A 16178-nucleotide genomic window follows, 5' to 3' on the forward strand; every position below is an offset into this window, starting at 1 on the left:
AGCTAACCGAATGCGGAGCGGTAGTTCAGTCGGTTAGAATACCGGCCTGTCACGCCGGGGGTCGCGGGTTCGAGTCCCGTCCGCTCCGCCACTAAATTGAAAGGCCTTCCCTGACGGGAAGGCCTTTTTGCTATCTGGCTTTTGCAAACGGGATGAGGAAACAAGAGACAACCGCCAGGGCTGCGACTTGCCACTGGCAACTCGGTCCCTGTCTGTTGTCCTTTGTGCTTGAGCCGGACTCTGTCCGTCTCCCCGTCCGCTTCGCCACTACTTAAGAAGCCCAGTCAAAAGACTGGGCTTTTTTTCGTTTGCTTCCCGCAGTATTACCTCTTCTCCCTCTTTTATATCCCGCTGATTTATCACGTTATGGGTGTTGTGCCTCAAGGCTTTTCATCAGGGATGGGGTTCGGCATACAATGCGCCTTTGGTGTCAGATGAGAGTCCCCCTATGTTTTGTCCGCGTTGTGGTTCCGGAACGCTGCAACAGCACAGCGAGAAAGAGTTTGCCTGTGGCTGTGGTTTTCACTATTTCCAGAATGTGGCGTCGGCCGTGATGGTGGCACTGTGCTGGCAGGACGAGCTGCTGGTTGCGGTGCGGGCCCGGGATCCCGGTAAGGGGTTGCTGGATCTGCCGGGTGGCTTCGTCGATCCCGGCGAATCGTTGGAGGAAGCCTTGGTGAGGGAGCTCAAGGAGGAGCTGGGGCTGAACCTGACGGGGGAGACGCCGCGCTACTTGGGCTCCTATGCCAACGTCTATCCCTATGACGATGTGATCTATCACACCTGCGATACCGTGTTCTTGCTGGAGTTGGCAGACAAGCCTTTGGTGGTGGCGGCCGATGATGTGGCCGCCTGCGAGTGGCGCAAGCTGGCCGGCCTTGCCCCTGCCGAGTTTGCCTTTCGCTCTACCGGCGCCGCCATCAACCAGTTGCAGCGGCTGCGGGGCTAACCGATCGCTGTGATGACAGGGCGGAGCAGCTAGCCCGGCAGGTGGAGGGTGACGATCAGGCCGCCCTCTTCGCCGTTTCTGGCGTCGACCCGCCCGCCCTGAGCCTGGATGGCCTTGCGGGTGATGGCAAGGCCCAGCCCATAGCCCTTGCCTGCGGCGGGGGAGCCGATCCGCACGAAGGGATCGAAGATGCTGGAGAGCTTGCTCTCATCCACCCCCATCCCCTGATCCGCCACCTCGATGACGAACTCGCTGCCCTGGTGCATCAGGGTCAGGTGGATGCACTGGCCCGCCTGCGAGAAGCGCAGGGCATTGCGCAGCACGTTGTCGAGGGCCCGGCGGATCAGCTCCGCCTGTCCGCAGACCGTGTACTCCCGGGCTTCATCCACCCAGGTTTTGATCTCGACCCCCATGTGCTGCGCCTCGTAGCGGGCATCGCTCACCACGGCGTCGACCAGCCCCTGCAGATCGTAATACTCCTCGCCGTCCCGCTCGCCATGGCCGGCACGGGTGAGGGTCAGCAGCTCGCCGATCATCTTGTCCATGCGCTGGGTCTCGAGCTGGATCCGCTCGAGGGAACCCTCGATCCTGGCCGGATCCTGCTGGGCAAGACCGATGGCCAGTTGCAACCTGGCAAGGGGGGAGCGCAGCTCGTGGGAGACGTCGTGCAGCAGCTGCTCGCGGCTCTCCACCAGCAGTTGCAGCCGTTCGGCCATGGCATCGAAGTCGCGGGCCGCATCGCTGATCTCGTCGTGGCGCCGCCGCATGGCGGGGTAGAGGCGCACTGCCAGATCTCCCTGGGCGAGGCGCGCGAACCCCTGTCGGAAGCGGTTCATGGGACGGGTCAGGTGCCAGGCGAGCAGGGCACTGAAGAAGAGGCCGCCAAGCCCGCCGATCCACCACATGGGGGGCGGCATGTTGAGCCAGTTGCGATGGGGCTGGGGCGGGGCCAGCAACTGCTGCAGGCCGGCGCCGTCGTAGTCGAGCCGATAGCGCTGGCCATCTGCCCCCAGCAGGATGCGGCCGCTCTGCGTCGTGGCTGGCTCTGTTGTGATCGGTTCAAGCTGAAGCAGCCTTCGCTCCTGAGCCGGCCAGCTGGCCTGCAGGGCTGCGACTGCAGCCGGTCCCTGTCGCTGCAACAGGCTGGCGGCCGCCTCCAGCTGGCGTTCGGCCAGCTGGCTTGCCATCCGCTGCTCCGGCGGTCCCTCATGGCGATAGAGGCTGAAGGCCACCCACAGCAGCTGGCTCATCATGATGATGGTGAACCAGAAGCCGAACAAGATCTTCCAGAACAGGCGCCCCTTGAGGATCATGCCAGCCGGTATCCTATGCTGCGCACCGTCTCGATGCCGATGTCGTCCCCCGCCAGGGTCTGCAGCTTCTGGCGGATATTGCAGATGTGCACATCGACGCTGCGATCATAGGGCTCGCGTGGGCGGCCCAGCCCGTGCAGGGAGAGCTCATCCTTGCTGACCACCCGCTCCGGCGAGCGCAGCAGCAGCTCCAGCAGGTTGAACTCGGTGGCGGTCAGCTCCAGTGGCTGCGTTTGCCAGTGGCACTGACGGGTGGCGGGGGAGAGCACCAGCTCGCCAAGGCGAAGACCCTGCTCTTTGCCCGGATGGGCGGGGGCAGGCTCGACCCGGCGCAGCACGGCCCTCAGTCTGGCCACCAGCTCCCTCGGGTAGCAGGGCTTGGGCACATAGTCATCGGCCCCCATCTCGAGTCCGATCACCCGATCGATATTGTCCCCCTTGGCGGTGAGCATGATGACGGGGATCCGGCTGTCGCGGCGGATCTGGCGCAGCACCTCGCTGCCATTCAGATCGGGCAGCATGATGTCGAGCACCACGGCGGCATAGTTGCCGGAGAGGGCGTGCTGCACGCCGCTCTTGCCGGTCAGCACATGGGTGGTGGCAAAGCCTTCGCCGCCCAGGTATTCGCTCAGCATGGTGCCAAGCTCCAGATCATCGTCCACCAGCAGGATCTTCATCGCTCTTCTCCGTCTCGGGTTGGCGCCATTTTCCCGTGTCCGTCTCCGCCTGACAGCTGCTTTTACGCAATCCTTACACTGCCCTGCAAGAGGCTTAACCGGACATTGGAGTAGATTGCCCGGGTCTGCTTCACCCTCTGTTTAAGCCAAGGATATCCGCGATGCCCCCTGTCCGTCTCCCCGTTGTTCGCCTGCTGCTGCCCGCCCTGGTGCTGGTCGGCGCCGGCTGGCTGTGGCTGCCTTCCAGGGCGGCGCCGGCTGCCGCCTATATCACGGCTTCGGTCGAGCGGCGGGATCTGGAGCAGAGCGTGCTGGCCGACGGCACCCTGCAGGCCCAGAAGCTGGTGAGTGTGGGGGCCCAGGTGTCGGGGCAAATCAAGGCGCTGCACGTGGCACTGGGGGACGAGGTGAGGCAGGGTGATCTGCTGGTCGAGATCGACGATCTCACCCAGCAGAACGCCCTCAAGGATGCCGAAGCAGCTCTCGACAACGTGCAGGCCCAGCTGGCCTCGCGCCGGGCAACTTTGCGCAACAACCAGCTGGCCTTCGAGCGCCAGTGCAAGGTGCTGGCTCGCGGACTGGGCAGTCAGGCCGACTACGACAGCGCGGAGGCGACCCTGACGGCCACCCGTGCCGACATCCGGGCGTTGACGGCGCAGGCGGTGCAGGCCCGCATCGCGGTCGATACCGCCAAAGTGAATCTGGGTTACACCCGCATCGTCTCCCCCATGGCGGGCACCATAGTGGCGATCCCGGTGGAGCAGGGGCAGACGGTCAACGCGGTGCAGAGTACCCCGACCATGGTCAAGGTGGCACGGCTCGACACCATGACGGTGGAGGCGCAGATCTCGGAGGCGGACGTGATCAGGGTGAAGGCCGGCTTGCCCAGCTATTTCACCGTGCTGGGAGCGCCCGAGCAGCGCTACCAGGCCAGCCTGCGTGCCATCGAGCCCGCCCCCGACACCATCAACGACGACACGACCAGCAGCAGTTCGACCAGCACGGCCGTCTACTACAACGGCCTGTTCGAGGTGGAAAATCCGCAGCGGGCCCTGCGCATCGGCATGACGGCCCAGGTGCACATTGTGCTGGCAACCGAGCGCAACGCCCTGGTGATCCCGGCCATCGCCCTGAGCGAGGGGCGGGTGCAGGTGGTGGATGAGACCGGTCGCCCGCAATGGCGGCAGGTGAAGGTCGGCCTCAACAACAAGGTGGATGCCCAGATCCTGGACGGGCTGGCGGAGGGTGAGGCCGTGGTGGTGAGCCAGCTGACGGCCCAGCACCAGCAGAGCGAGCGGATGGGTCCGCCCATGGGGATGTGATGATGAGAGAACCACTGCTGCAATTGAGCGGCATCCGCCGCCATTTTGGCGACGGGGAGCGGCGCGTCGAGGTGCTCAAGGGCATCGACCTGACCATAACGCGGGGGGAGATGGTGGCCATCGTCGGCGCCTCCGGCTCCGGCAAGTCGACCCTGCTCAATATTCTGGGCTGCCTCGATCAGCCGAGCGAGGGTGACTACCGGGTGGCCGGACGGGAGACGAGCCGGCTGACCGCCGATGCGCTGGCGACCCTGCGCCGCGAGCACTTCGGCTTCATCTTTCAGCGCTACCACCTGCTGGGGGATCTCAGTGCCCGCGACAACGTGGCGCTGCCCGCCCTCTATGCCGGGTTGGCCGGCGATGCGCGCAAGGCGCGGGCCGAGAGCCTGCTGCAGCGACTCGGGCTAGGCAGCCGGCTCGACTACAAGCCGAGCCAGCTCTCCGGCGGTCAGCAGCAGCGGGTCAGCATTGCCCGCGCCCTCATCAACGGCGGTCAGGTGATCCTGGCGGACGAGCCGACCGGCGCCCTCGACAGCCAGAGCGGGGCCGAGGTGCTCGGCATATTGAATGGGCTGCACCGCGAGGGGCATACGCTGGTGATCGTGACCCACGACATGGCGATCGCCGAGCAGGCCGAGCGGATCATCGAGCTGAAAGATGGCGAGGTGGTGGCCGACCGTCGTCGCGAGCCGGCACAGCCGCTTCCCGCGCACATTGGGTCCCGGGTCGGCGAAGGGGCACGCGGCGGTCTGGCCGGGCGGCTCGGCGCCGCCTTCAAGATGGCGCTGCTGGCCATGCAGGCCCAGCGCATGCGCACCTTCCTCACCATGCTCGGCATCATCATCGGTATTGCCGCCGTGGTGTCTGTGGTGGCGCTCGGGCGCGGATCCCAGCAGCAGGTGCTGGCCAACATCAATGCCATGGGCACCAGCACTCTGGAGATCTTCCCCGGCAGCGGCTTCGGCGATCGGCGGGCCGAGGCGGTCCAGACCCTCAGGGTGGAGGACGCCGACGCTCTCGCCGGGCTCGGTTATGTGCACAGCGTGACCCCCAGCCTGGCCACCAGCGTCACCCTGCGCCGGGGCAGTCAGGCGGTACTGGGTTCGGTGAACGGGGTGGGGGAGCAGTTCTTCCAGGTGCGCGGCTATCGACTGCTGCAAGGCATGCTGTTCGATGCCACCAGCGTGGCCGACATGGCGCAGGAGGTGGTGATCGATGAGAACAGCCTGGCGCGCCTGTTTGCCGCGGGGGAGTCGCCGCTCGGTCAGGTGATCCTGCTGGGTAGCCTGCCGTGCCGGGTGATCGGGGTGGTGGCCCGCAACCAGAGCGGCTTTGGCAGCGACGAGAATCTCAACGTCTGGATCCCTCACACCACGGCCATGACGCGGATGCTGGGCCTGAGTCACTTGCGCAGCATCAGCGTGCGGGTGCAGGACGAGGTGGCGCTGGCCGCCGCCGAGGATGGCATCACCCGCCTGCTGCGTGAACGGCACGGCGCTCAGGATTTCTTCGTGCTCAACACCGACAGCATCCGTCAGGCGATCACCAGCACCAATGCCACCCTGACCCTGCTGATCGCCATGATTGCGCTCATCTCCCTGGTGGTGGGCGGCATCGGGGTGATGAACATCATGCTGGTGTCGGTGAGCGAGCGCACCCGCGAGATCGGCGTGCGGATGGCGGTGGGGGCCAGAACCGGCGACATACTGCAGCAGTTCTTGATCGAGGCTGTGCTGGTCTGCCTGTTGGGCGGGGCGGCCGGGGTGCTGCTCTCCCTGCTGGTCGGCGTCTTGTTCGAGCACTTCAGCAGCCAGTTTACCCTGAGCTATTCCCTGGACGCCGTGCTGATGGCTTTCTTCTGCTCGAGCCTCATCGGCGTGCTGTTCGGCTTCTTCCCGGCGCGGCGGGCGGCGCGGATGGACCCCATCCACGCCCTGGAGCGGGAGTAGGCACTCTCTTCGGCGCCCGCTGCGCCAACCCATTCGCCGGCGTTGCCGAGGGCTCATCCCGCCCCCGGCGGCGCGGCGAATTGGCCGGACGGCATCCCGTGCCAGTCCGGCAGCCTGAACCGTGTCATCGACGTGACACAGCCTGCTCTGCGCGGGTTTTCAACCGGGCCCCTGGCCCGGTTCTTTTTCCCATGCGAAAAAAAGGCGCCACCCGAGGGGGACGCCTGAAAGGTCAAACCTTGCGGTTTGCGGACCAACGGAACCAAGACTTCACACATCACACTCTCAGCACTTCGCAGGTTCAGCCCTGCCACTTGCCTCCTTCCACTATCACGTCGTTCGGATCGGTATCGGCGCTTAAGTGTTCGCGCACATACTGGTCGTAGAGTTTCAGCAGGTACTTCTCTTCCCCCAGCTTGGCGAGACGGTCGTTGACCCAGTCACGCAGCTCGATATTGCCCTTCTTCACCGCCGGCGCGATGGGGTCTTCCGAGCCCAACTTCTCGGGCAACACCCGATAGCCCGGGTTCTCCTTGGCCCAGCTGAAGAGCACCAGGTTGTCCTGGGCATAGGCATCGCCACGGCCCTGGGCCAGCGCCTGCAGGGATTCGGTGTTCTTCTCGAACTTGAGCACCTTCCACTCCGGGTGGTTGCGGGTCAGCCAGATGTCGGCCGTGGTGCCCGTGGTGACGATCAGGGTCTTGTCCGCGAGATCGTCCAGCCCCTTGGCGGCGCTCTTCTCCGGTACCAGCACCTGCACCGCGACCTTGAGGTTCGGGTTGGTGAAGTCCACCACCTGCTGCCGCTCCGGGGTCACCGTCATGTTGGCGAGGATGAGATCCACCTTGTCGCTCTGCAGGAAGGGGATGCGACTGGCGGGCTCCACCGCGACGAACTCGACCTTGTTCTCGTCTCCCAGCAGATCCTTGGCGAAACGGCGGCCGAGGTCGGTGTCAAAGCCGACGTAGTTGCCCTTCTCGTCCACGTAGCCAAACGGGGGCTTGTCGGTGAAGACGCCGACGATGAGCTTGTCACGGGCCTTGATCTTGGCGAGGGAACCGTCCGCCGCATGGGCGACGCCGCTGGCGAGACCCAGTCCCAACAAGGCACTAAACAGAACCGAGGTGATTTTTTTCATGCTGACTCCTTTCGTTTGATGACAGTTGTATAAGAAAACTTGGCGAGGAACTGGCGGGCACGCTGGCTGCGCGGGTGCTCGAAAAATTGATGGGGGGCGGCCTGCTCTAGGATGTGGCCACCGTCCATGAAGACGATGCGATCCGCCACCGCCTGGGCGAACGCAAGCTCGTGGGTGACGATGAGCAGGGTCATGCCGCTACCGGCGAGATCGCGGATCACCTCCAGCACCTCCTGCACCATCTCGGGATCCAGCGCAGCGGTCACCTCGTCAAACAGCATCACCTGCGGGTTCATGCACAGGGCCCGCACGATGGCGATGCGCTGCTGCTGGCCACCGGAGAGCTGGCGTGGATAGTCGTGGCGCCGCTCCCACAGGCCGATGCGGGTCAGCAGCTGTTCCGCCTGCAGCAGGGCCTCGGCCCGCTCCCGCTTCTGCACCTGCAGGGGGCCGAGCAGCACGTTCTCCAGCACCGTCAGGTTGGGGAACAGGTGATAGCTCTGGAACACCATGCCGATGCGCTGGCGCAGCCGCTGCCAGTCGGTGCTGGCATCCAGCAACTCTCCGTCGAAGCGGATCTCGCCCCCCTGAATGGGTTCGAGCCCGTTGAGGGTGCGCAGCAAGGTGCTCTTGCCGCAGCCGCTCGGCCCCAGGATGACGATCACTTCCCCGGCGTGCACCGTGAGGCTGACCTCATCCAGTACCCGGTGTTGGCCGAATTGTTTGCTGACAGCATTGAGCTCAAGCAGAGGTGTCATACCGCATTACCCCATTGTTGCTCCAGCCGGCGTGAGGCGAGCGAGAGCGGATAGCAGACCAGAAAAAAGAACAGGAACAGCAGACCGTAGATGAGCAGCGAGCCATAGGTGCGCTCGATGATCTGCTGGCCCACCTTGATCACCTCCACCACCCCGATCAGCACCGCCAGCGAGCTGGTCTTGATGATGCGGGTGTAGATGTTGATGGTCGGCGGCGTCAGCCGTTGCAGCGCCTGAGGCAGCAGCACGTGGCGATAGAGCTGCCAGCGGGAGAGCCCGAGCGCCAGGCCGGCCTCCTGCTGGCCGCGGGCGAGGGAGTTGAGGCCGCCGCGCACCACTTCGCCTACCTCGCTGGCGCCCCACAGGGTCAGCACCAGCACGGCGCACCAGAAGGCCGGGATATCCAGGCCAAAGAAGATCGGCAGCCCGAAGAAGAAGAGGTAGAGCCAGACCAGCACGGGCACCACCCGAAACAGCTCCAGATAGACTCGCAACACTACCCGCGTCAGCCTTCCCCCTTGCTGGGCCAGCACGCCGTAACCGACCCCGCCCAGGGTGGAAAGCAGGATGGCGAGCAGGGAGATGGCGAGGGTCTGGCCCGCGCCCACCGCCAGCAGCGGTAGCGCCTGCGTCAGCTGCTCAGTGACCGGACTGGCCATAGCGAGCCCTCCTTCTTTGTGCATGGGTGGCGAGTGACGGCGGCAGCAGGACAATAGGTGCCTTCATCAGTTGCTCAATGACCGAACTGACCATGTTGCAGCCTCCTTTCAACGACGCGCAGGGCGAGCGACAGCGGCAGAAAGATCAGCACGCACATCAAGGTCAGTACCGCCAGCATCTCGTAGGTCTTGTAGTAGAGGGCGATGTAGTTCCTGGTGGTGTAGAGCAGTTCCGGCATCGCCACCGCCGAGGCCACCGTGGTCTCTTTCAAGAGGAAGATGAAATTGGCAAACAGCGCCGGCAGGCTGGCGAGCCAGGCCTGGGGCAGCTGCACGTGGCGTAGCAGTTGCCAGCGGGAGAGGCCGATGGCCCGCCCCGCCTCCAGTTGGCTGGGGGGGATTGCCTGAACGCCTGCCCGCAGCGCCTCGGTCAGGTAGCCGCCGCCGAGGAAGGTCATGGCGATCACCGCCGTGGCAAAGCCCGACAACGACAGACCGAGCGCCGGCAGCCCGAAGTAGAGAAAGAACAGCTGGATCAAGAGCGGCGTGTTGCGGGCCAGCTCCACATAGGCGCGGATCACCCTGTTCAGCCAGGGCCGATGCAGGCTTTGCAGCGTCACATTGAGCAGCGCCACGCCGAGCGAGGTGAGGATCACGATGGCGCCGAGCTGCAAGGTGACCCAGACCGATTGGCCGAACGCCGGCAGGGTGGTGAGGACAAAAGACCAGTCGAAGCTCATGCCGGGATCCTCCCGTCGCGGCGCAGTCGCTGGGGCACGACCGTGATGGCGTCCGGGTACTTGATGCCGGCACCAGTGTTGAGTACCACCACCCGCTCGCCCCCCTGGATCCAGCCCGCTTCCCGCAGCTGGCGGGCGGCGGCGAAGGCGGCCGCCCCTTCCGGGCAGACGAAGCAGCCCTCCTGGGAGGCGAGTTGACGCAGCTCGCGCTGGATGGCGCCATCTTCCACCGTGACGGCGCAGCCCTCGGTGCGATAGAGGGCGTCCAGCACCAGAAAATCCCCCAGCGCCTTGGGCACGTTGATGCCGAACGCCAGGGTCTGGGAGTCGGGCCAGAAGCGCGATTCGCGCTCCCCCTGCTGCCAGGCCTGGACGATGGGGGCGCAGCCGCTCGCCTGCACCGCCACCAGGCGCGGCAGCGGCCCCTGCACCCAGCCCAGCTCCTGCAGTTCCCGCAGCGCCTTGTAGATGCCGATGAGACCGACGCCGCCGGTGGGGTAGAGGATCACGTCCGGCAGGGTCCAGCCGAGCTGCTCGGCGATTTCAAACCCCATGGTCTTCTTGCCCTCGATGCGATAGGGCTCCTTGAGGGTGGAGGCATCGAACAGCCCCTGCTCGGCCACCGCCTCGGCCACTTGGCGACCGGCGTCGCTGATGAGGCCGTCCACCAGATAGAGGCGGGCACCGGCCAGGGCGCTCTCCAGTCTTGTGATGGCGGGGGCCGCCTGCGGCTGGACTATGGTGCTGAGCAAGCCGGCGCGGGCGCCGTAGAGTGCCCAGGCCGCACCGGCGTTGCCGTTGGTGGGCATGGCGAAGTGGGTGACGCCGAGTTCACGGGCGCGGGAGACGCCGACCGCGGCGCCGCGGGCCTTGAAAGAGCCGGTGGGGGTGAGGCTCTCATCCTTCATCCAGAGATCCGGAATGCCGACCTGCTTGCCGAGGCGCGGCAGCGGCAACAGCGGGGTGAAGCCTTCCCCCAGGGTGACCACCTGGGCGGGGTCGCGCACCGGCAGCAGCTCGTGGTAGCGCCACAGGCTGGCGGGGCGACCCAGCAGGGCGGCCGGATGCCAGGCCTGCTTCAGGGCCTCGAGGTCGTAGCTGGCCAGCAAGGGGGCGCCGACCGGGCTCAGCTGCTGGGGCTGATCGGCATCCACAACCTCGCCGGTCTTGCTGCAACGCAGATGTGATAGGTAGCTGTACGGCATGCTTTATCCTGGATGAGTCGAGATGGTCAGTCGCTTATTCCATCCTGTGACCCAAGTGCCGGATAACAAACAAAATAAACTGGCAAACCTAAGCGAAAAAATTCATATGACTCCGATAACTCCGGGTTGTGGCGGTTTCCCGCTCATGTTGCCTGGTCACCCGCTGGGGGGTTGGGCCATCCGGCACTCTTTGCTAACCTGCCCGCTTCACCGAAATTGCAGGGAGCCGCATCGATGCGAGCGATTGTCAGCCTGCTGGCCCTGTCACTGCTCTGTGCGTGCAGCGGCCAGCCAACCAGAGAGGATGCCATGTCAGGGAAAGCGCGCCTTCACTACCCCGTCACCCGCCAGGGTGAGCAGGTGGATCACTACTTCGGTCAGGCCGTGGCCGACCCCTATCGCTGGCTGGAGGATGATCGCAGCCCCGAGACCGAGGCCTGGGTCAAGGCCCAGAACGCCGTGACCCAGGGTTATCTGGCACAGATCCCGTATCGCTCCGCCATCAAGGAGAAGCTCGCCTCTTCCTGGAACTACGCCAAGGAGGGGGCGCCGTTTCGCGAGGGGCGCTACCACTACTTCTTCAAGAACGACGGCCTGCAGAACCAGAACGTGCTGTGGCGCCAGCAGGAGGGCAAGCCGGCCGAGGTGTTCCTCGATCCCAATACCCTCAGCCCCGACGGCACCACGGCGCTGGATCAGCTGAGCTTCTCCCGCGATGGCCGCATCCTGGCCTACTCCTTGTCGCTGGCGGGCAGCGACTGGCGCGAGATCCACCTGATGGACGTGGAGAGCAAGCAGCCGCTGGAGGCGCCCCTCAAGGACGTGAAGTTCAGCGGCATCAGCTGGCTCGGCAACGAGGGCTTCTTCTACTCGAGCTACGACAAGCCCGACGGCAGCGAGCTGTCGGCCAGGACCGATCAGCACAAGGTCTATTTCCACCGGCTCGGCACGGCGCAGGAGGATGACCGGCTGGTGTTCGGCGCCATCCCGGCCCAGCACCACCGCTACGTGGGGGCGACCGTCACAGAGGATGACCGCTTCCTGCTCATCTCGGCGGCGAACTCCACCTCCGGCAACCGCCTCTATGTGAAGGATCTGAGCCAGGAGAACGCGCCGCTGTTGACGGTGCAGGGGGATCTGGACGCGGATGTGAGCCTAGTGGACAACAAGGGCGGCACCCTTTACCTGCTGACCAACCGGGACGCCCCCAACCGTCGGCTGGTGACGGTGGATGCCGCCAACCCGGGGCCGGCCCGCTGGCGCGACCTTATCCCCGAGCGTCAGCAGGTGCTGACGGTGCACAGCGGCAGCGGCTATCTGTTCGCCGAATACATGGTGGATGCCACCGCCCGGGTCGAGCAGTTCGACTACGAGGGCAAACGGGTGCGCGAGGTGGCGCTGCCCGGCCTTGGTAGCGTCAGCGGCTTCAACGGCAAGCACGATGATCCCGCCCTCTACTTCGGCTTCGAGAACTATGCCCAGCCGCCCACTCTCTACCGGTTCGAGCCAAAAAGCGGTGCCATCAGCCTCTATCGCGCCTCGGCGGCGCCGTTCAAACCAGAGGATTACGTCTCCGAGCAGCGCTTCTACCAGAGCAAGGACGGCACCCGGGTGCCGCTCATCATCAGCTACCGCAAGGGGCTGAAACTCGATGGCAGCAACCCGACCATCCTCTACGGCTACGGCGGTTTCGACGTGAGCCTGACCCCGAGCTTCAGCGTGTCGGTAGCCAACTGGCTGGATCTGGGGGGCGTCTATGCGGTGGCCAACCTGCGCGGGGGCGGCGAGTACGGTCAGGCCTGGCACCTGGCGGGCACCCAGCAGAACAAACAGAACGTGTTCGACGACTTCATCGCGGCGGCCGAGTACCTCAAGGCCGAGGGCTACACCCGCACCGATCGGCTGGCGATCCGCGGTGGCTCCAACGGCGGTCTGCTGGTGGGGGCCGTGATGACCCAGCGGCCGGATCTGATGCGGGTCGCCCTGCCGGCGGTGGGGGTGCTCGACATGCTGCGCTACCACACCTTCACCGCCGGGGCGGGCTGGGCCTATGACTACGGCACCAGCGCCGACAGCGAGGCGATGTTCGACTACCTGAAGGGCTACTCGCCGCTGCACAACGTCCGACCCGGGGTCAGCTACCCCTCGACTATGGTGACCACGGCGGATCACGACGATCGGGTGGTGCCGGCCCACTCCTTCAAGTTTGCCGCCACCCTGCAGGCCGACGATGCCGGCCCCCATCCCCAGCTCATCCGCATCGAGACCAATGCCGGGCACGGGGCGGGTACGCCGGTGGCCAAGCTTATCGAGCAGAGTGCGGACATCTATGCCTTCACCCTGTACGAGATGGGCTACCGGGAGCTGCCGCGTCAGCCTTGATCCGAGCGAGACGGGCGTCAGCCATCCACTATCATCAGGGCCCTGCGGGGCCCTTTTTATTGCCGCGCGTTTGAACGCCGACCTGCGACCATCCCTGTCTCGCCGGTGGCCCGTTTTGACAGACGGGCCCCATCTGTTATCCCCCCGGTGGTATAGTCAGTCACAAGATCCGCATTCAAGGAGTCCATCGTGAAGAAGATCATCTACATCCTGCTGGGGTTGGCGCTGGCGGCCGTGGTGGCCATCACCGTCCTGGTGTCCCTCATCGACCCCAATCAGTTCAAGCCTCAGCTGGTGGAGCAGGTGCGCAAGAGCACCGGCCGCGAGCTGGTGATGGAGGGGGCGATCGGCTGGCGCTTCTGGCCAAGCCTTGGCCTCTCTCTCGAGAAGGTGGCGCTGCGCAACCCCGTCGGCTTTGCCGAGCCCGACCTGGTGCGCTTCGAGCGCGGGGAGGCCTCGGTGGGCCTGCTGCCGCTGCTCTCCCACCGGCTTGAGATAGGCAAGGTGACCCTGAGCGGTGCCCACCTGTTTATCCAGACCAAGGCTGACGGCAGCTCCAACCTGAGCGATCTCATCAAGACGACCAAACAGGGGGCGGATGCCTCACCAACGGGCGAGAGTCAGCCGGCTGCCCCGGCCGCCAGTGACAAGCAACCCTGGCAGATCAGCCTGCAGGGGGTGGAGCTGCAACAGGCCAGCGCCCTGCTGCAGGATGATCGCAACGGCACAGTCTCCCGCCTCGAACAGCTGGACCTGAACCTGGGCCAGCTGGTGGTGGATCAGTGGGTGCCGGTGACCCTGGCCGCCAAGGGGGCCCAGGGGGAGCTGGCCTTTGATCTCAAGGGGCAGGCCCAGCTCAGGCTGGCCCAGGATGAGAGCCGCAGCGAGCTCAAGGATCTCAGCCTGGAGGGGAGCCTGAAGGATCCGGTGCAGCGGCTCGACGCCTTCTCCCTCAAAGCCGACCGGCTGGCGCTGGGGGAGTGGAGCAGCCTCACCCTCACTCTGCAAGGTGCCCTGGGGGCGGCGGACAAGCCGACCCTGGCCGGCACCCTGGAGGGAACGCTCAAGGCACGCCTCGATGAGAACCGGCAACTGCTGGAGGTGTCGGATGCCGTGCTGGCCGCCAAGCTCAGTGGTGACGCCCTGCCACGCCCGCAACTGCAGGTGAAGCTGGCGGGCTTTGCCCGTGCCGAGCTGGGCAAACAGAGCGTGACCCTGACCAACCTGGTGATGGGGGTGGATGACGCCCTGCTGAGCGGCAACGGCAGCGTGCAGCTGGGCGCCGTGCCCAGGGTGGAATTCGACCTCAAGGGGGAGAAGCTGGATCTTGACGGCTGGCTCGGTCAGCCGGCCAAGGCCGCACCCGCCGCGGCCAGTTCGGGCGCTGCAGCTCCGGCCGGGACGACGGCGCAGGCCGCCGCACCCGCCGCCAAGGCGCTCTCCACGGCCGAACCGGATCTGACCGCCCTCAAGGCGGTGGATCTGGCCGGTCGGTTGCAGCTGGGCAGTGTGCGGTTGAAGGGACTGGATCTGAGCGCCGTCGACCTGCAGCTCGCCCTGGCCGGTGGCCAGCTTACCCTCAAGCAGTTCAGCGCCGGCGTGGCCGGTGGCAAGGTGACCGCCAGCGGCGTGCTCGATGCACGGCAAAAGCCGGCTCGCTATCAGGCCCACAAGCGGGTACAGGGGGTCGATGTGCGGCCGCTGCTGCAGACCCTGGCCCAGACCGATCTGCTGGAGGGCAAGGGGGATCTCGAGGTCGAGGTGCAGGGAGCCGGCCTCTCCGAACTGGCGCTGCGCAGCCGGATGCAGGGCAAGGTGAACCTCAAGCTGAGCGATGGCGCCCTGCACGGCATCAACCTGGCGGAGATGATCCGCGAGGCGCGGGCCACCCTGACCGGCAAGGGGGCGGATCAGGTGAAGGAGGCGCGCAAGACCGACTTCAGCGCCCTCACCGCCAGCTTCCGGATTGCCGACGGGGTCGCCCAGAGCGACGACATCCAGCTGTTCGCCCCCGCTCTGCGGGTGAAGGGGCAGGGCCAGACCGCTCTGGTGCCGGAGACCCTCGACTTCCTGTTCCTCACCTCAGTGGTGGAGAGCAGCAAGGGGCAGGGGGGCAAGGATGTGGACGAGCTCAAGGACATCACCATACCGGTGCGCATCGGCGGCCACTGGCAGGCGCCGAGTTACCGGCTCGACGTGAAGGCACTGCTCAGCAACAACAAGCTGCTGGAGGAGAAGGCCCGCAAGGAGGCCGAGCGCGGTCTCAAGAAGCTGCTGGGTGACAAGGCCGACAACGAAGGGGTGAAGGGGGTGGCCGACCAGCTGCTCAAGGGCCTGTTCAAGTAGCCCCAGCCTTTCGCTTTATCGCCATGCAGAGCCCGCCCTGTGCGGGCTCTGTGCGTTTTGGCCGGGAGGCGGGGTCGACGATGCCTGCGCCGGCAGAGAAAGAGAGGGGTGTTTGGGTCGGATAAAGATGGTATCACTGTGGTTTTACCAAGGAGCAGATGAATGAGTCGAAGTGAAATCGCAAGAGAGGTATCCCATCCGGACTGGCCACTGGTCTGGCAGATCTACGGCAGCAGCTTTCCCCGCTACGAACAGCGCCAGCCGCAGCATCAGCAACGCAAGATGGGAGACTCCCGCTTTCACTGTCAGCTCTTTTATCAGGGCGAGCAGCTGCTCGGTTTCATCTTCTGGTGGGACTGCGGCGAGCAGATCTACATCGAGCATCTGGCCATCAACCCGGCCCTGCGCGGCCAGAACCACGGCTCACGCCTGCTTGCCGCTTTCTGCGAGACGGCGGGATGCCCGGTCATCCTGGAGATAGATCCGCCAGAGGACGAGATTTCCCTTCGCCGGCTGCGCTTCTATCAGTCGCTGGGTTTTTGCCTGAGCGATCATGATCACGTGCACCCGCCCTATCAGCCGGGTCATCAAGGCCATGCGCTGCGGGTGCTGAGCTATCCGGCCCCGCTCGACAAGGAGGATTATCTGCGTTTCAACAAGGTGCTGGTGGAGACAGTGATGGATCACGGCCCGGCCTGAATCAGTGACAGGCACTCTATTGTGAAGTGAAGGGGGAGGTC

General features: G+C 65.3%; 13 protein-coding genes and 1 tRNA gene. 7 read left to right on the forward strand and 7 right to left on the reverse strand.

The window, feature by feature from the left end:
- Positions 1–14 precede the first annotated feature (14 nt).
- Positions 15–91: transfer RNA gene (locus ACB033_RS18380), tRNA-Asp, on the forward strand.
- A 357-nt stretch (positions 92–448) separates the two neighbouring features.
- Complete coding sequence (locus tag ACB033_RS18385; protein ID WP_139725136.1) at positions 449–949, forward strand: NUDIX domain-containing protein; 501 nt, start codon at positions 449–451, stop codon at positions 947–949.
- Positions 950–978: 29 nt separating this feature from the next.
- Here ACB033_RS18385 and ACB033_RS18390 read toward each other — a convergent pair whose 3' ends face one another.
- On the reverse strand, positions 979–2262 hold the full coding sequence (locus tag ACB033_RS18390) for an ATP-binding protein (protein ID WP_162519857.1): 1284 nt from the start codon (positions 2260–2262) through the stop codon (positions 979–981).
- Entirely contained in the window at positions 2259–2939 is a 681-nt protein-coding gene (locus ACB033_RS18395; RefSeq protein WP_139725135.1) for a response regulator transcription factor, read from the reverse strand. The genes ACB033_RS18390 and ACB033_RS18395 overlap by 4 nt, the downstream gene beginning before the upstream one ends.
- Positions 2940–3100: 161 nt before the next feature.
- Here ACB033_RS18395 and ACB033_RS18400 point away from each other — a divergent pair, with 161 nt between their 5' ends.
- Positions 3101–4261, forward strand: coding sequence for an efflux RND transporter periplasmic adaptor subunit (locus ACB033_RS18400; RefSeq protein ID WP_139725134.1), 1161 nt, complete (start codon positions 3101–3103; stop codon positions 4259–4261).
- A 2-nt stretch (positions 4262–4263) separates the two neighbouring features.
- On the forward strand, positions 4264–6210 hold the full coding sequence (locus tag ACB033_RS18405; RefSeq protein WP_139725133.1) for a MacB family efflux pump subunit: 1947 nt from the start codon (positions 4264–4266) through the stop codon (positions 6208–6210).
- Between the two features lie 301 nt (positions 6211–6511).
- Here the strand turns inward: ACB033_RS18405 and ACB033_RS18410 are convergent, their stop codons facing one another.
- The 5 genes from ACB033_RS18410 to ACB033_RS18430 form a co-directional block, all read right to left on the reverse strand.
- Positions 6512–7348, reverse strand: a complete 837-nt coding sequence (locus tag ACB033_RS18410) for a transporter substrate-binding domain-containing protein (RefSeq protein ID WP_139725132.1) — start codon at positions 7346–7348, stop codon at positions 6512–6514.
- A complete protein-coding gene (locus ACB033_RS18415) occupies positions 7345–8106 on the reverse strand; it encodes an amino acid ABC transporter ATP-binding protein (RefSeq protein ID WP_139725131.1) in 762 nt (253 codons plus the stop codon). The genes ACB033_RS18410 and ACB033_RS18415 overlap by 4 nt, the downstream gene beginning before the upstream one ends.
- The gene (locus tag ACB033_RS18420) at positions 8103–8765 is read right to left on the reverse strand and encodes an amino acid ABC transporter permease (protein ID WP_139725130.1); all 663 of its coding nucleotides are present in this window, start codon (positions 8763–8765) and stop codon (positions 8103–8105) included. Before ACB033_RS18420 ends, ACB033_RS18415 begins: the two co-directional genes overlap by 4 nt.
- A gap of 74 nt (positions 8766–8839) precedes the next feature.
- On the reverse strand, positions 8840–9505 hold the full coding sequence (locus tag ACB033_RS18425; RefSeq protein WP_139725129.1) for an amino acid ABC transporter permease: 666 nt from the start codon (positions 9503–9505) through the stop codon (positions 8840–8842).
- Positions 9502–10710, reverse strand: coding sequence for a threonine synthase (locus tag ACB033_RS18430; protein WP_371140671.1), 1209 nt, complete (start codon positions 10708–10710; stop codon positions 9502–9504). The genes ACB033_RS18425 and ACB033_RS18430 overlap by 4 nt, the downstream gene beginning before the upstream one ends.
- Positions 10711–10944: 234 nt before the next feature.
- Here ACB033_RS18430 and ACB033_RS18435 point away from each other — a divergent pair, with 234 nt between their 5' ends.
- From ACB033_RS18435 to ACB033_RS18445, 3 genes are all read left to right on the forward strand, one after another.
- Positions 10945–13092: a prolyl oligopeptidase family protein gene (locus ACB033_RS18435; protein ID WP_139725127.1), complete on the forward strand. Its 2148-nt coding sequence runs from the start codon at positions 10945–10947 to the stop codon at positions 13090–13092.
- Positions 13093–13281: 189 nt separating this feature from the next.
- Complete coding sequence (locus ACB033_RS18440) at positions 13282–15438, forward strand: AsmA family protein (protein WP_139725126.1); 2157 nt, start codon at positions 13282–13284, stop codon at positions 15436–15438.
- 162 nt (positions 15439–15600) lie between these two features.
- Complete coding sequence (locus ACB033_RS18445) at positions 15601–16137, forward strand: GNAT family N-acetyltransferase (protein ID WP_139725125.1); 537 nt, start codon at positions 15601–15603, stop codon at positions 16135–16137.
- The last annotated feature ends 41 nt before the right edge of the window (positions 16138–16178 follow it).

Origin of the sequence: Aeromonas sp. S15(2024) (genome assembly GCF_041402265.1) — a bacterium.
GTDB classification, from domain to species: domain Bacteria; phylum Pseudomonadota; class Gammaproteobacteria; order Enterobacterales; family Aeromonadaceae; genus Aeromonas; species Aeromonas dhakensis.

Bases quoted from the DNA above. Each gene is read 5' to 3' on its own strand.
- ACB033_RS18385 (WP_139725136.1), top strand. From the start codon at position 449: ATGTTTTGTCCGCGTTGTGGTTCCGGAACGCTGCAACAGCACAGCGAG.
- ACB033_RS18390 (WP_162519857.1), bottom strand. From the start codon at position 2,262: ATGATCCTCAAGGGGCGCCTGTTCTGGAAGATCTTGTTCGGCTTCTGG.
- ACB033_RS18395 (WP_139725135.1), bottom strand. From the start codon at position 2,939: ATGAAGATCCTGCTGGTGGACGATGATCTGGAGCTTGGCACCATGCTG.
- ACB033_RS18400 (WP_139725134.1), top strand. From the start codon at position 3,101: ATGCCCCCTGTCCGTCTCCCCGTTGTTCGCCTGCTGCTGCCCGCCCTG.
- ACB033_RS18405 (WP_139725133.1), top strand. From the start codon at position 4,264: ATGAGAGAACCACTGCTGCAATTGAGCGGCATCCGCCGCCATTTTGGC.
- ACB033_RS18410 (WP_139725132.1), bottom strand. From the start codon at position 7,348: ATGAAAAAAATCACCTCGGTTCTGTTTAGTGCCTTGTTGGGACTGGGT.
- ACB033_RS18415 (WP_139725131.1), bottom strand. From the start codon at position 8,106: ATGACACCTCTGCTTGAGCTCAATGCTGTCAGCAAACAATTCGGCCAA.
- ACB033_RS18420 (WP_139725130.1), bottom strand. From the start codon at position 8,765: ATGGCCAGTCCGGTCACTGAGCAGCTGACGCAGGCGCTACCGCTGCTG.
- ACB033_RS18425 (WP_139725129.1), bottom strand. From the start codon at position 9,505: ATGAGCTTCGACTGGTCTTTTGTCCTCACCACCCTGCCGGCGTTCGGC.
- ACB033_RS18430 (WP_371140671.1), bottom strand. From the start codon at position 10,710: ATGCCGTACAGCTACCTATCACATCTGCGTTGCAGCAAGACCGGCGAG.
- ACB033_RS18435 (WP_139725127.1), top strand. From the start codon at position 10,945: ATGCGAGCGATTGTCAGCCTGCTGGCCCTGTCACTGCTCTGTGCGTGC.
- ACB033_RS18445 (WP_139725125.1), top strand. From the start codon at position 15,601: ATGAGTCGAAGTGAAATCGCAAGAGAGGTATCCCATCCGGACTGGCCA.